The 14077-nt window shown below is 64.2% G+C and carries 16 protein-coding genes and 1 other RNA gene; 5 read left to right on the forward strand and 12 right to left on the reverse strand.

Translation table 11 applies throughout. The features are described 5' to 3' along the window. Positions 1 to 18: 18 nt before the first annotated feature. The 12 genes from RPC_RS16355 to RPC_RS16410 all read right to left on the reverse strand — a co-directional run bounded on the left by RPC_RS16355 (position 19) and on the right by RPC_RS16410 (position 10716). Positions 19 to 555, reverse strand: coding sequence for a hypothetical protein (locus RPC_RS16355; RefSeq protein ID WP_415914726.1), 537 nt, complete (start codon positions 553 to 555; stop codon positions 19 to 21). A gap of 288 nt (positions 556 to 843) precedes the next feature. Further along, positions 844 to 2337, reverse strand: coding sequence for a Do family serine endopeptidase (locus RPC_RS16360; RefSeq protein ID WP_011473690.1), 1494 nt, complete (start codon positions 2335 to 2337; stop codon positions 844 to 846). A gap of 187 nt (positions 2338 to 2524) precedes the next feature. Beyond that, on the reverse strand, positions 2525 to 2725 hold the full coding sequence (locus RPC_RS16365) for a DUF2065 domain-containing protein (RefSeq protein ID WP_011473691.1): 201 nt from the start codon (positions 2723 to 2725) through the stop codon (positions 2525 to 2527). 156 nt (positions 2726 to 2881) lie between these two features. Then, positions 2882 to 3784, reverse strand: a complete 903-nt coding sequence (hflC, locus tag RPC_RS16370; protein ID WP_011473692.1) for a protease modulator HflC — start codon at positions 3782 to 3784, stop codon at positions 2882 to 2884. Next, complete coding sequence (hflK, locus tag RPC_RS16375) at positions 3781 to 4932, reverse strand: FtsH protease activity modulator HflK (protein WP_011473693.1); 1152 nt, start codon at positions 4930 to 4932, stop codon at positions 3781 to 3783. Before hflK ends, hflC begins: the two co-directional genes overlap by 4 nt. A gap of 158 nt (positions 4933 to 5090) precedes the next feature. Then, positions 5091 to 5606, reverse strand: a complete 516-nt coding sequence (locus RPC_RS16380) for a dihydrofolate reductase (protein ID WP_011473694.1) — start codon at positions 5604 to 5606, stop codon at positions 5091 to 5093. Continuing rightward, positions 5603 to 5974 (reverse strand): hypothetical protein, encoded by a 372-nt coding sequence (locus RPC_RS16385; protein WP_011473695.1) that lies wholly within the window; start codon positions 5972 to 5974, stop codon positions 5603 to 5605. Before RPC_RS16385 ends, RPC_RS16380 begins: the two co-directional genes overlap by 4 nt. Beyond that, the gene (locus RPC_RS16390; protein WP_011473696.1) at positions 5953 to 6369 is read right to left on the reverse strand and encodes a HEPN domain-containing protein; all 417 of its coding nucleotides are present in this window, start codon (positions 6367 to 6369) and stop codon (positions 5953 to 5955) included. The genes RPC_RS16385 and RPC_RS16390 overlap by 22 nt, the downstream gene beginning before the upstream one ends. Further along, positions 6370 to 7164, reverse strand: a complete 795-nt coding sequence (locus RPC_RS16395; RefSeq protein ID WP_011473697.1) for a thymidylate synthase — start codon at positions 7162 to 7164, stop codon at positions 6370 to 6372. It lies immediately after the preceding gene. Positions 7165 to 7324: 160 nt separating this feature from the next. Then, positions 7325 to 8311 (reverse strand): tripartite tricarboxylate transporter substrate-binding protein, encoded by a 987-nt coding sequence (locus RPC_RS16400; RefSeq protein ID WP_011473698.1) that lies wholly within the window; start codon positions 8309 to 8311, stop codon positions 7325 to 7327. Positions 8312 to 8412: 101 nt separating this feature from the next. Then, positions 8413 to 9930, reverse strand: a complete 1518-nt coding sequence (locus RPC_RS16405; RefSeq protein ID WP_011473699.1) for a tripartite tricarboxylate transporter permease — start codon at positions 9928 to 9930, stop codon at positions 8413 to 8415. A 6-nt stretch (positions 9931 to 9936) separates the two neighbouring features. Then, the gene (locus RPC_RS16410; protein WP_011473700.1) at positions 9937 to 10716 is read right to left on the reverse strand and encodes a tripartite tricarboxylate transporter TctB family protein; all 780 of its coding nucleotides are present in this window, start codon (positions 10714 to 10716) and stop codon (positions 9937 to 9939) included. Positions 10717 to 10849: 133 nt separating this feature from the next. Here RPC_RS16410 and ssrA point away from each other — a divergent pair. From ssrA to RPC_RS16425, 5 genes are all read left to right on the forward strand, one after another. Then, positions 10850 to 11203: a transfer-messenger RNA gene (gene ssrA, locus RPC_RS25560) on the forward strand. Between the two features lie 144 nt (positions 11204 to 11347). Beyond that, a complete protein-coding gene (locus tag RPC_RS16415) occupies positions 11348 to 11866 on the forward strand; it encodes an SspB family protein (RefSeq protein ID WP_011473701.1) in 519 nt (172 codons plus the stop codon). Between the two features lie 68 nt (positions 11867 to 11934). Then, positions 11935 to 13353, forward strand: coding sequence for a class II fumarate hydratase (fumC, locus tag RPC_RS16420; RefSeq protein ID WP_011473702.1), 1419 nt, complete (start codon positions 11935 to 11937; stop codon positions 13351 to 13353). Positions 13354 to 13624: 271 nt separating this feature from the next. Beyond that, positions 13625 to 13810: a DUF4169 family protein gene (locus tag RPC_RS25565; protein ID WP_011473703.1), complete on the forward strand. Its 186-nt coding sequence runs from the start codon at positions 13625 to 13627 to the stop codon at positions 13808 to 13810. Then, positions 13807 to 14070, forward strand: a complete 264-nt coding sequence (locus RPC_RS16425; RefSeq protein WP_011473704.1) for a ribbon-helix-helix domain-containing protein — start codon at positions 13807 to 13809, stop codon at positions 14068 to 14070. Before RPC_RS25565 ends, RPC_RS16425 begins: the two co-directional genes overlap by 4 nt. The last annotated feature ends 7 nt before the right edge of the window (positions 14071 to 14077 follow it).

Below are 14077 nucleotides of genomic sequence, written 5' to 3' on the forward strand. Positions count from 1 at the left end.
AGCCGCGTCCGGGATCCGTCAGAACGCCAGCAATTCGCGGCGATAGTGCTCGCGAAGTTCGGCCAGCACCACGCCGGCCCCCTCCATGACCGCGGTGACGTGAAGCACGAAGTCTCCCACCGGCGAAAACACCTTGGCTTTCTCAAGCTCGGCGATGAAGCCTTCGACGGCCGCACCACCGCGCAGCACGTCGTCGCCGGTGTGAATTGCGATCGTGGTCCGCCGCGGCAATAGCTCGGCGACGACGGCGCCGAACGGCTGATCGCCAGCGGTCAGCGCCGTCTGCATCTCGACCGGAAGCCGCTGCGGAAAATACCAATTCTCCGCCTCCGAGACCACCTGATCGCCCCATTTCAGCAACACGCGGCGGCACCGTATCGGCTCGTCGGCGCTGACTTGCAACGGCCCGTCATATTCCTGCGGATCCGCCTCGCGGTCGAGCAGCACGGTGGCGGCGAGTTCATCGCCGCAGCCCGGATGATTGCGCCGGCACCAGGCGGCAAGCGCCGCTGTTGCGGTGTCGTGGTCCTGCAGGAATTGTTGAAATGCGCTCACTCTGGCCGCGGACATGTTGCTACCCATCAATCCAACACCACGACGCGGTCAGTCCCCCCACCCGCGCTCCCCTCCCCGCAAGGCGGAGGGGTGCGGGCAGCACTCGCGGCGCCGTCAAGAAGCACGATCGGCGCCTCATTGCTCATTCGCAATGCAACTCTTGAAGCGCAATTTCAATGCGGGTCGCGAGCGTTGATTCAAGGATGGGGTTGCGCGATCCAGCGGCTCCCCTCCCCCTTGCGGGGAGGGGTTGGGGGTGGGGGGCCGCGTCAAGGGCTTTCGCAGTTGTTACTGCACGCCAAGCGCCACGAAGCGCAACTCGCCGTCGCCGTTGGAGACCAACAGCAGCACCGATTTCTTGCCGTCCTTCTTGATCGCCTCGATCCGCTTCTTGACGTCGCTGGCGTTGCCGACGGTTTCCTGCGCCACTTCGACGATGACGTCGCCGGCGCTCAAACGCTTCTCCGCCGCATCCGAACCGTTGTCGACGCTGGTGATCAGCACGCCCTTGACGCTGTCCTTGATCTTGAACTTGGCGCGCTGCTCTTTGCTGAGCGAGGCGAGGTCGAGGCCGAGCGCCTTCTGGGTCACCGGCTTTTCCGCTTCGGGCTGGCTCTTCACCGAAGCCTGCACCGGCTTCTCGCCATCGTCGAGCCGGCCGAGCGTGACCTGCTTGGTCTCTTCCTTGCCCTTGCGGATAATGACGACGTCGACCGCCTTGCCGACCGCGGTGTCGGCCACCACGCGCGACAGATCCTTCGGCTCCTTGATGTCCTTGCCGTCGAACCTGATGACGACGTCGCCGGGCTCGATGCCGGCGGGCTTGGCCGGTCCCTTGTCTTCAACGCCGGCAATCAATGCTCCCCGCGCGGGCTTGATGTTGAGGCTCTCGGCGATCTCGTCGGTGACCTGCTGGATCCGCACGCCGAGCCAGCCGCGGCGCAATTCGCCGAACTGCCGCAGCGAATCCACCACGCCGATCACGGTCTTCGACGGCACCGCGAAGCCGATGCCGATCGAGCCGCCGGACGGCGAGATGATCAGCGTGTTGACGCCGATCACTTCGCCGTCGAGGTTGAACAGCGGGCCGCCGGAATTGCCGCGATTAATCGCGGCGTCGGTCTGGATGTAGCTGTCATAGGGCCCGGAATTGATGTCGCGGTTGCGCGCCGAGACGATGCCCGCGGTCACCGTGCCGCCGAGCGAGAACGGGTTGCCGATCGCGATCACCCATTCGCCAAGCCGCAACTTGTCGCTGTCGCCGAACTTCACCGCCACCAGCGGCTTGGCCGGCGGCTTGAACTTCAAGACGGCGAGATCGGTCTTCTTGTCGACGCCGACCAGCTCCGCCTTGATCTTGGTGCCGTCGTTCATGATGATGTTGATCTCGTCGGCGTCCGCAATGACGTGATTGTTGGTCACGGCGATGCCGGCGGTGTCGACGATGAAGCCGGAGCCCAGCGAATTGGTCTTGCGCGGCCCGCTGCCCTTCTCGCCGCCGCGGCGGTTCTTGAAGAAGTCGTCGAAGAACTCCTCGAACGGCGATCCCGGCGGCAATTGCGGCGCCGCCCCCTTGCCCTCGCCGGCTCCGGCCTTGGCTTCGATGGTCTGCGTGGTCGAGATATTGACCACCGCGTCGATCACCTTTTCGGCGACGTCGGCGATGCCGTCCGGACCGCGGGCCTGCGCCGGGGCGGCGCTGAACGCGGCGGCAGAGGCAAGGCCAACGGCCACGACGATCGGGCGCAGGCGGCGGCTAAGGGCTGAGATCGCACCGGTCATGGTCGAGATGTCTCCTGAATCGGGACCGCAAATGTATGATTTCCGCGACACTGCGCCGGATCCGAGGCCCGGCGCAAGCAGAGGCCGAAGGATACCCCATCCATCGCTTGCGAGGCGGTGAAAAACGCTGTTTCGCGCTCACGTTGCCGTGGAATGGAGCTGCCCGCGCGGCATGTTATGAGCCGGGCTAGCGCCGCACCAGCCAAATCAAAAAGAGGCCCGCGATGGCCGAGCCGATCCCGGCGATTCGCAGCACGTGGTCGGGCGACGACATCGCGCTCTTCATCGCGCGCCGCATCCAGGACGGGCTCGCTGCGAACAGCACGCCCTCGAGAACGAACAAAATTCCAAGGCCGATGAGGAAGTCGGCGAACGCAATGGACCTCATCAGGCAGGTTCCTCCACGCCCTCGGCAATGCCAAGGGCCTCGTCCGGCGAAGCAGCGCCGCGTCGCGCCGCGCTCGTCGCGACCTTCTGTAAAGGAGCGCGGACGGGAAGGCAAAGCCGGCTAAAGCCGACCTGCACGTCCCGTCCGAGGAGCACGTTACGGCTTCGCCGCGACGCTGGTTTCCGGCGGCTTGCCGCTGGAATTGCTGAAGAACTTGAAGAAGTCCGAATCCGGCCGCAGCAGGAACCGGGTGTCGTTGCTCTTCAAGCCGTTCTCATAGGCGGTCATCGAGCGATAGAACGCGAAGAAGTCGGCGTCCTTGCCATAAGCCTCGGCGAACAGCCGGTTGCGCTCGCCGTCGCCCTCGCCGCGCACCTGTTCGGCGGTGGAGTTGGCTTCGGCGATGATCACGGTCGCTTCGCGGTCGGCCTTGGAGCGGATCTCCTGCGCCTTCTGTCCGCCCTGGGCGCGGAACTCGGCGGCCTCGCGCTGCCGCTCGGTCTGCATCCGCTGGTACACCGCCTGGCTGTTCTGCTCCGGCAGATCGGCGCGCCGGATCCGGACGTCGACCACGGAGATGCCGTAACCGCCGGCTTCCCTGTCGAGCTGATCGCGGATCTTGGTCATCAAGGCTTCGCGCTGGTCGCGCACCACCTCGATGAAGGTGACCTCGCCCAGCACCCGGCGCAACGCCGCGTTCAAAAGCGTGGTCAGCTGGATGTTGGCTGCCGGCACCGACCCGATGCTCTGGTAGAACCGCAGTGCGTTCTTGATGCGATAGCGGGCGAAGGCATCGACCACCAACCGCTTCTGATCCGACGCGATGACTTCCTGCGACGGATTTTCCAGATCGAGGATCCGCTTGTCGATGCTGATCACGGTGTCGACGAACGGCGCCTTGAAGTTCAGCCCCGGCTCGGTGACAACGCGAACCGGCTCACCCAGCCGAACCAGCAGCACCTGCTCGGTCTGGGCCACGGTGAAGATCGAACTGTAGCCGACCACGATGGCGGCAAGCAGCACCACCAGCGCTACGATTCCTGCAATTCCGGTCTTCATCGGATGCTCCCGCTCTGCTGTTGCGGCTGGCCCGGTGTGGCTGCGGGCGGACGCCGCGACGACAACTCGCTCAGCGGCAAGTACGGCACGATGCCCTGCGACCCCGCGCCGCCGCCGTCATAGACCAGCTTGTCGGCGCCGCCGAGAATCCGTTCCATGGTTTCGAGATAGATGCGCTGACGGGTCACGTCGGGAGCCTTCCTGTACTCATCATAGACTTTGAGAAAGCGCGCGCTCTGGCCCTTGGCCTCGGCAACCGCCTGCTCCTTGTAGCCCTCGGCGACCTGAAGGATCTGCGAGGCGCGCCCGCGCGCATCCGGGATCACGCGATTGGCGTAGGTCTGGGCTTCGTTCTGCAACCGCTCGAGATCGGCGCGGGCCGCCTGCACGTCGCGGAACGCGTCGATCACCTGCGCCGGCGGATCGACCTTCTGCATCTGCACCTGCTGCACCAGAATGCCGGCGCCGTAGCCGTCCAGCGTCTTCTGCATGAGGTCCTGCACGCTGGCTTCGGTGGTGGTGCGTGCGCCGGTCAGGATCGGCTGAATGCTGGCGCGGCCGACCACTTCGCGCATCGCGCTTTCGGCAACCGCCTTGACGGTGCCTTCAGGGTTCTGGATGTTGAACAGGTAGTTGCCGACGCCGTCGGGGCTGATCCGCCACAGCACGGTGAAATCGACGTCGACGATGTTCTCGTCGCCGGTCAGCATCAGGCTCTCTTCCGGAACGTCGCGCATGGCTGTGCCGCGCCGTGCCGTATCGTTGACCAAGGTCATGCCGATACTGATGGTGGAGACGCGCAGCGCCTTGGGCAGCAGCACGGTCTCGATCGGATACGGCAGGTGATAGTTCAGGCCGGGCTGCACGGTGCGCACGTGCTTGCCGAAGCGCAGTACAACGCCGAGTTCTTCGGACTGCACGCGGAAGAATCCGGACAGACCCCAGACCGCCAGGGCCGCGACCAGAACCAGCGCGATGCCCATGCTGCTGAGATGCCCGCCGGGAAGCATTTGCTGCAGCCGGTCCTGACCACGCCGCAGCAGATCTTCAAGATCCGGCGGCCGCGGCCCAGTCGATTGCGGGCCGCTGCCCCACGGTCCCTTCGGCCCCGAACCCCAGGGGCCGCCGCCTTGATTCTTCCATGGCATCAACAGTCTCCTCCGCACAGGTCCCGCTTCGCAAAGACCCGGCTTGCAACATCTGTACGGCGTTATAGGGGACGGGCACCGCCCTTACAACGCAGCTTCTCGCTGTCGTGAGCTAAGCTTGAACCCGCATTTGTCAATGTAATCGTCATTCGGCGGGGTTAACGCACCGTTCGGCGGCGATACGTCACATAGGAAAAGTCCGCGCTGTCGTCGGCCGCCGCGGCGTTGCGGATTCGACCGGCTTCCTCCCACGCGGCGGCGTCGAGCGCTGCAAAATGGGCATCGCCGGCAGGCGAGGCGTGAACTTCGGTCAATTCGATACGGTCGGCGACCGCCAGCCATTGCGCATACACTTCGGCCCCGCCAATCACCGCGATCTCGGTGGCAAAACGCCGCAGCGCATCGCCGCGGGCGATCGCCTGCGCGGTGTCAAACGAGCTTGTCACCACCGCGCCGGGCAGCGTCAGCCCGGTGTCGCGCGTCATGACGATGTTGGTGCGGCCCGGCAGCGGCCGGCCGATCGACGCAAAGGTCTTGCGGCCCATCACGACCGGCTTGTTCAGGGTCAATTGCTTGAACCGCTGCAGGTCGGACTTCAGCCGCCACGGCAACGCGCCGGCCGATCCGATCACGCCGTTGTCGGCCACCGCGACGATGAGCACGATTTGGATCATGCGGCGGGTCGAAGGATGTACGCCTCGTCTACATAGGTGCCATTGCTGTAGGCGCCGCGGACACGATTATTCCGCGCAGAGACCGACATTACCGCTTGAACTATCGGATTGTCCGGTTTGACGACCGAGTACAGCAAATCGTCGCGATCGGGAAGTTCATCGCTGTGATCGACGATGGTCTGTGCAATGCGGATGGTCTGCCGGAGCGCGCGTTCGGAACGCTCGCGAGGCACGATGTAAAGACGGCCCTGCCCCTCGTCATCGAGGACCCAGATCGCGGTCTCGACCAAAAACCCATCTTGCTCGAGGAGGTCGAGCAACCGTCGCGCCGTCTCGAACTCTCCTGCTACAGCTTGCTGCGCAACCACGGCAGAATTCCTTTCTCGATGGCTTCAATGAGATCAGCGGCTTCATTCACACTGAACTCGCCATACCGACTGGTCTCTGTCCAGCTCAACGCGATTTGCCACAATCCCCGAAATTCAGCATCGACGTTTTGATGAGCTTGAAGATCATCCTTCAGATGACACAGGTTCACCAACTGGGAGAAATTGTGCGTGAAAGCGTCCTTCAATAGAGCTTTGTCGGGCAATGTATCGGCCTTAAATTGACTCGACAAGATCGCTTTGAGCATCAGTTCAACGGCATAGCCCGCGAGATAATAAGCGTTTCCGGCACTGCCCGCTTCAAGCAACAGCTTGGCATCCTGCAGCTTGGCATCGGCAAGTTCGATCAGCCGAGCTTTTTGGATTTCCGCCATCATCTACACCGCCACCTCGGCCTTGATGTGCGGATGCGGGTCGTAGTTGTGCAGCGTGAAATCCTCGAAGCGGAAGCCGAAGATGTCCGTCACCTGGGGATTGATCGTCATCACCGGCAGATCGCGCGGCGTCCGCGTCAGCTGCAGCCGCGCCTGCTCGAGATGGTTGGAATAAAGATGCGCGTCGCCGAGCGTGTGGATGAACTCGCCGGGCTTGAGCCCGGTGACCTGCGCCACCATCATGGTCAGCAGCGCGTAGGAGGCGATGTTGAACGGCACGCCGAGGAAAACGTCGGCCGAACGCTGATAGAGCTGGCACGACAGCCGGCCGCGCGCGACGTAGAACTGGAACAGGCAATGGCACGGCGGCAGCGCCATCTGGTCGATCTCGGCGGGATTCCACGCCGTCACGATCAGCCGCCGGGAATCCGGGTTGCGCTTGATCATCTCGACCACGTCGGCGATCTGGTCGATGCTGCGGCCATCGGCGGCCGGCCAGGAGCGCCATTGCGAGCCGTAGACCGGCCCGAGATCGCCGTTCTCGTCGGCCCATTCGTCCCAGATCGAGACGCCGTGGTCCTTGAGATATTTGATGTTGGTGTCGCCCTTCAGGAACCAGAGCAATTCATGCACGATGGCCTTGAGCGGCAGCCGCTTGGTGGTGAGCATCGGAAAGCCGGCGTCGAGCGCAAAGCGCATCTGATGCCCGAACACCGACAGCGTGCCGGTGCCGGTGCGGTCGTGCTTCTCGGCGCCCTCGCCGAGAATCCGTTGGAGCAGGTCGTGATACTGGTTCATGCTGAAGGCGTGTTCCGGAAGACTTGGGGCCGTGGCGCGCTGTTGCACCGCGGCTGCGGCGACTCGCTCGCCGCTGCATAGCCCAAAGATGCCTATCGCGACCACAACCGACAAGATGGAACCGGGATCCGTCCCCGCTCCGCTGACTGGCCGCGTCGTTTCAATGCCAATTCTGCGTCAGCAGCGGGGTCCACCGCGCGATCTCGCTTCTGACCAGGGCAGCCAGAGCTTCGGGCGTCCGCTCCGCGGGCGTCGGGATGACGCTGCCGAGGTCGAGCAATTGCTTGCGAACCACCGCGTCGTCCAAAGCCTTGGACACCGCCGCGTTGAGCGTTGCGATCACCGCGGGCGGCGTTCCCTTCGGGGCAAAGAAGGCGTTCCAGGCCTGGACCTCGAGCTCCGGCAGTCCGGCCTCGGCTGTGGTGGGGACATCCGGCAGCGACGGATTGCGTTGCTGCGTCGCCACGGCGTAGGCCTTGATCGTTCCGCTTTTGACCTGCGGCACCGCATTGACGATCTGATCGCACATGTAATCGACCTGCCCGCCGACCAGCGCGTTCATTGCCGGGCCGGTGCCGTTGTACGGAACGCCGGTCGGGCGAATTCCCAGGATCGAATTGAGCAACTCGCCGGAGGCGTGGGAAACCGAGCCGAGGCCGGCATGCGCGGCGTTCAGCTTCTCGGTATTGGCCTGCACGTAAGCGACGAACTCCCGGAGATTATTCGCCGGGAAATCCTTGCGCGCCAGGATCACGATCGGGGTGCCGGCCAGCAGCCCGACCGGCTCGAAGTCGGTTTGCGGATCATAGGCCAGTTTGGAATACAGCGGCACGGCCGCCGCGTGCGTGCCCATGTGGCCGACGATCAGCGTGTAGCCGTTATTGGGGGCCCGCGCTGCGCGGGTCGTCGCCGTGGTGCCGCCGGCGCCGACGACGTTTTCGATCACCATGCTTTGACCGAGCGTCCGCGCCATATGCACCGTGACGATGCGGGCGAGGACGTCGGTCGGACCGCCGGCGGCGAACGGAACGATCACGGTAACCGGCCGCGACGGATAGTCGTCGGCGGCAGCGCATTGGGTAACAATTACTAAAATACCGGCGAACGCCAGGCGGGTCACCGCCAGCAAGCGCTTCAATAAATCCATCTGCGTCTCCCCGGGAGACCGGCATCAATTCAGGAAAGCCACTACTTGTTCAGCAACATATCGTCGCGTCAAGCGCCGCGACGTCGCGGCGCATCCAAATATCAACTTTCGGATTCCACGAAGACCTCGTCGCGCTTCCGCCGCAGCGATGGCAGCAGCGCCAGCACCAACAGCACCGCGGCGCACGCCATCAAGGCGGCCGATAACGGACGGGTGAAGAATACCGTCGCGTCGCCACGCGAAATCAGCAGCGCGCGGCGAAGATTTTCCTCCATCAGCGGCCCCAGCACCATGCCGAGCAACAGCGGCGCCGGCTCGAAATCGTGCTTGATCAGCCAATAGCCGAGCAGCCCGAAGGCGCCGGCGAGGATGACGTCGAGCGGCGAATTGTTGATGGAATAGATCCCGATCGCGCAGAAGATCACGATCGCCGGAAACATCAGCCGATACGGCACCCGCAACAGCCGCACCCAGATGCCGACCAGCGGCAGGTTGATGACCAGCAGCATCAGATTGCCGATCCACATCGAGGCGATCATGCCCCAGACTAATTCCGGCTGTTTCTGCATCACCTGCGGCCCCGGCACGATGCCGTGGATGGTCATCGCGCCGACCATCAACGCCATCACCGCATTGGGCGGAATGCCGAGCGTCAGCAGCGGAATGAACGAGGTTTGTGCCGCGGCGTTGTTGGCGCTTTCCGGGGCGGCGACGCCCTCGATCGCGCCGCGGCCGAACCGCGACGGATCGCGGGCGATCTTCTTTTCGAAAGTGTAGGCGGCGAACGAGGCGATCACCGCGCCGCCGCCCGGCAGGATGCCGAGGATCGATCCCAGAATCGTGCCGCGCAGGATCGCCGGGGCGGACTCGGCCAGGTCTTTCCTGGTCGGCATCAATCCGGTGATCTTCTGCTGCACCAATTCGCGATCGATTTCCGCGCCGGCGTCGAGATTGCGGATGATCTCGGCGAAGCCGAACACGCCCATCGCCACCGTGGCGAATCCGATGCCGTCGGCGAGTTCGGGAATGTTGAACGCCATCCGCGAGGCGCCGGTCTCGACATCCGAACCGACCATCGACAACAGCACGCCGAATACGATCATCGCGATCGCCTTCAGCACCGAGCCTTTGGCAAGCACCACGGCGAAGATCAGCCCGAGCACCATCAGCGAAAAATATTCCGCGGGGCCGAAAGCGAGCGCCAACCTGGTGAGCGGCGCGCCGAGCACCGCGATCAACACCGTGGCGACGCAACCGGCGAAGAACGACCCGATCGCCGCGATCGCCAGCGCCGGGCCGGCGCGGCCCTGCTTCGCCATCTGGAAGCCGTCCAGCGTGGTGACCACCGAGCCGGCCTCACCCGGAATGTTGACCAGGATCGAGGTGGTGGAGCCGCCATACTGGGCGCCGTAATAGATCCCGGCGAGCATGATCAGCGCGCCGACCGGCGGCAGGCCGAAGGTGATCGGCAGCAGCATCGCCACGGTGGCGACGGTGCCGATGCCCGGCAGCACGCCGACCAGCGTGCCGACCAGCGCCCCGATCAGACACAGCAGCAGATTGACGGGAGAAAACGCGACGCCAAAACCGAGCGCGAGGTTGGAAAACAGATCCGCCATTGCTCCTCACGGGGTCAGAAAACGTGGGAGCAGCGCCAACGGCAGACCGAGGCCGTAAGGAAACAGCAGACTGCAGCAGGCGGTGAGACAGAGCCCGACAAGGGTGGTTTGCCGCCAGCGGATTTCCGCGGTGCCGAGCGCTGCGATCATGAAGCTGGCGAAGGCCGAGATCACCAGGCCGAGCGGCCGGATCGCGACCGCAAAGCACAGGATCGCCAGCGATACAAACAGCGGGCCGCGCCAGGCATAGGCGGCGAGCGCCGGGCCTTCGGTGAACAGCCCGACCGCGACGATCGCCGCCCCCAGGCCCATCAGCAATACGCCGAACATCCGCGGCGCGGTGCCGGGGCCGAACGAAAATCCGTGCATCCCGGCGAGATCGCTCGACGCCCACAGCGCGAAGCCGGCGATCGCAATCAGCACGATGCCGCCATAATAGTCCTGCGGCCCGCGCAGCCGAGCGAACGATGTCAGCACCGCGAGGGCGAACAGCGGATAGGAGTAGGTCAGCGCCAATACCACATCGGACGACAGCGGATGGTCCGACGTTGCAAATTGCGACAGCAGCAGCGCCGGCAGCGCCGCAACCAAGGCCGCGCCATGGTCGAATGCGATCTGAGCCGGATCGCCGATCGGCGCGCGAAACATCAGCCCGGCGATCGCCCTCAGCACATGAACGATCTGCGGAGCGAGCGCCAGCAGCAGCACCGCCAGCGCCCCGGAGACATTCCAGCCGCTCGACCTCGGACGTGTTTGATCGGACGAGCGACCGAGCGTATCAGCCATGCCTGTCTCTCCGCGGCCTTTGCGACCCATTGCTCTTGGTTGGAAAGTCGTCCCACCCCGCGACCTGCCTAGCGATTTTCCAGCTGCGAAGCCAGTGAAACCGTGCCGGCGGGGCTCCGACCGGCCCGCCGACGGGCTTCCGCTACCGAAAATCGCCCCTATATTTGCAGTGCCAGTGCGCTGGCTATGACAATAAACCGCCGTCGCAATAAACCATTCGGACCCGGGGGCAGTACCCGGCGCCTCCACCAAAGTCCGCGAAATCCGCGGGCTTCGGCGGGGGCGAAACAGGATCGACGAGGGCGTAAAGGGCGAGCTTTTGTCCGGAATGGTTCCGCCGTGATCGGGCCATGCAATAGTTGCCAACGACAACTATGCTCCGGTTGCTCAGGCAGCGTAACGCTGCTTGAAAGACCACATGAAAGTCCTGGCGGGTTAAGCGCCGCCAGGCGGGGTTCGGAGGCGCCTGGCAACAGAAGCCTCCACTGCCTCCCGGCCCGGGGGTATTTCGCTTTTCTCGGCGGAGCACTGCTGACCTGCGGGCACAGCCGGGGTACGATGATTGCAGACGCCCGACTCGGGCGACGCTTAGGCGCCGACCGGCGCGGCATGAAGCACGACGGGACGAACCATGGCGACCGACCTTATCCGATACGATGTCCTTGCCCGCGACGCGCTGCGTGGCGTGTTGCGCCAGGTGCTGACGGACGCCGCGGAGCATGGCCTGCCGGGTGAGCACCATTTCTTCATCACCTTCCTGTCCACCGCCGAAGGCGTCAAACTGTCGCCGCGGCTGTTGGTGCAATATCCGCAGGAAATGACCGTCATCCTGCAGCATCAGTTCTGGGACCTGGTGGTGACCGAGGATCGCTTCGAAGTCGGCCTGTCGTTCGGCGGCATCCCCGAGCGTCTGGTGGTGCCGTTCGCGTCGATCAAGAGCTTCTTCGATCCGTCGGTGGAATTCGGCCTGCAATTCGAGCCGTCTTTGCCCGGCGAGGTGCCGGCGGCAAACCAGCCCGCGGCCTCGGTTCCGGCCAGCCCGGCGGTGCCGCGCGACGACGCGCCGGCCGCGTCCGAGACCCCGGCCGAGCAACCGAAGCCCAGCGAGGGCGCCGAAGTGGTCCGGCTCGACCGCTTCCGCAAGAAATAGCCGCGCGCCACCTCTGGCCGATCAGGGAGCGCGGCGACATCGATCACATCGCATTCCAGTGAGGGGCCATGGCTAAAGCCGCCAAACCGCCGCGTCCGATCAAGACGCGCAGCGAAACCGACAGTTTTGGCGCCATCGACGTTCCGGCCGATCGCTATTGGGGCGCCCAGACCGAACGCTCGCGGCAGAATTTCCGCATCGGCCACGACCGCATGCCGCTGCCGATCGTTCGCGCGCTCGGCATCGTCAAGCTCGCCGCCGCGGAAACCAATCGCGAACTCGGCCTGTTGGATCAACGGCGCAGCCGGGCCATCGTCCGCGCCGCCCGCGAGGTGATCGACGGCCAACTCGACGCGCATTTCCCGCTGGTGGTCTGGCAGACCGGCTCCGGCACCCAGAGCAACATGAACCTCAACGAGGTGATCGCCAACCGCGCCAACGAGCTGCTCGGCGGCCAACTCGGCGCCAAGAGCCCGGTGCATCCCAACGACCACGTCAATATGAGCCAGTCGTCGAACGACAGCTTTCCGACCGCGATGCACATCGCCGCCAGCCAACTGATCGCCGCCGACCTGCTGCCTGCCCTCGACGCGCTGCACAAAGCGCTCCGCGCCAAGCAGCAGGCCTTTGCCGGCATCGTCAAGATCGGCCGCACCCATACCCAGGATGCCACCCCGCTGACGCTGGGGCAGGAATTTTCCGGCTACGCCGCACAGGTGGAGAGCGGCATCGCGCGGCTGAAATCGGCGGCGCGCGAACTTTATCCTCTGGCGCAGGGCGGCACCGCGGTCGGCACCGGGCTCAATGCGCATCCGAAATTCGCCAAGGCCTTCGCCCGGCACGCGGCGGCGATCGCCAAGCTGCCGTTCACCAGTGCACCCAACAAGTTCGAGGCGCTGGCCGGCAACGACGCCTATGTGTTCGTGCACGGCGCCATCAATGCGGTCGCCACCGCGCTGTTCAAGATCGCCAACGACATCCGGCTGCTCGGTTCTGGGCCCCGCTCCGGTCTCGGCGAACTGATCCTTCCGGAAAACGAACCCGGCTCCTCGATCATGCCCGGCAAGGTCAATCCGACGCAGTGCGAGGCGATGACCATGGTGTGCTGCCAGGTGTTCGGCAACCAAACCGCCATCACCGTCGCGGGCAGCCAGGGGCACTTCGAACTCAACGTCTACAAACCGGTGATGGCGCACTGCATGATCGGCTCGATCGAACTACTCGCCGACGTCACCCGCTCCTTCACTCAACACTGCGTCGAAGGCATTCGTGCCAATGAAAAGCACATTCGCGAACTGATGGAGCAGTCGCTGATGCTGGTGACGGCGTTGGCGCCGAGCATCGGTTACGACAACGCCGCCAAGATTGCGAAGGCGGCGCATGCCCGCGGCACCACGCTGAAAGAAGAGGCCATTCGGCTCGGTCTGGTGTCGGCGGCTGAGTTCGATCGGTTGGTACGACCTGACAAAATGACGCACCCTGGGTGATTACCGGTGCTTAGAGGCCGTCGAGACAAAACTCCCACGAAGAATTGATGTAAATCATATCCCCGGACCTCGCGGATCGATCAACTGATGCTGCAGCGTTGCTGCATGGCGACCACTAAACAACCGCGGGTAGGCGTGGAACAGTGGTTCCCAGGCTCAATAGCAGCGATGAGGAAGTTGTCGTGATGGTGATCGAGCCGACCGAGGCCCCGCTAAGTCCTACACGCCGGACCGCACGCGTCGCCCGTCGCCACTCTAATGGGGGGCGATCTTGGCGGATGTGATCAACCTGAAACGTTTCAAGAAGCGCACGGCGCGTGCGCAATCCGCTGCGGAAGCGGATGCCAATCGCGCCCGGTTCGGGCGGACAAAGGCCGAACGCGCTTTGGACGAACGTCGCACCAGCCGTGCGGATGAGTTATTGGATCAACATCGAACCACCGGGGACCTGACATGAAATCGCCGGTCGTGAAACGGTCGATCGTGGTCGCGGGCCACAAAACCAGTGTCAGCCTCGAAGAGGCGTTCTGGAACGGCATGAAGGAAATCTCCGGTTTGCGCGACATGACGCTGTCCGAATTGGTCGGCGAAATCGACAGCAACCGTCAACAAGGCAACCTGTCATCCGCTATCCGCCTATTCGTGCTGGATTATTTCCGCACCCGCGCGGTCCAGCCGATGCCGGAAGTAAAGACCGAAAGCTTGGCCGCGCACTGATCGGCTG

This window comes from Rhodopseudomonas palustris BisB18, from assembly GCF_000013745.1.
Taxonomy (GTDB): Bacteria; Pseudomonadota; Alphaproteobacteria; order Rhizobiales; family Xanthobacteraceae; genus Rhodopseudomonas_A; species Rhodopseudomonas_A palustris_F.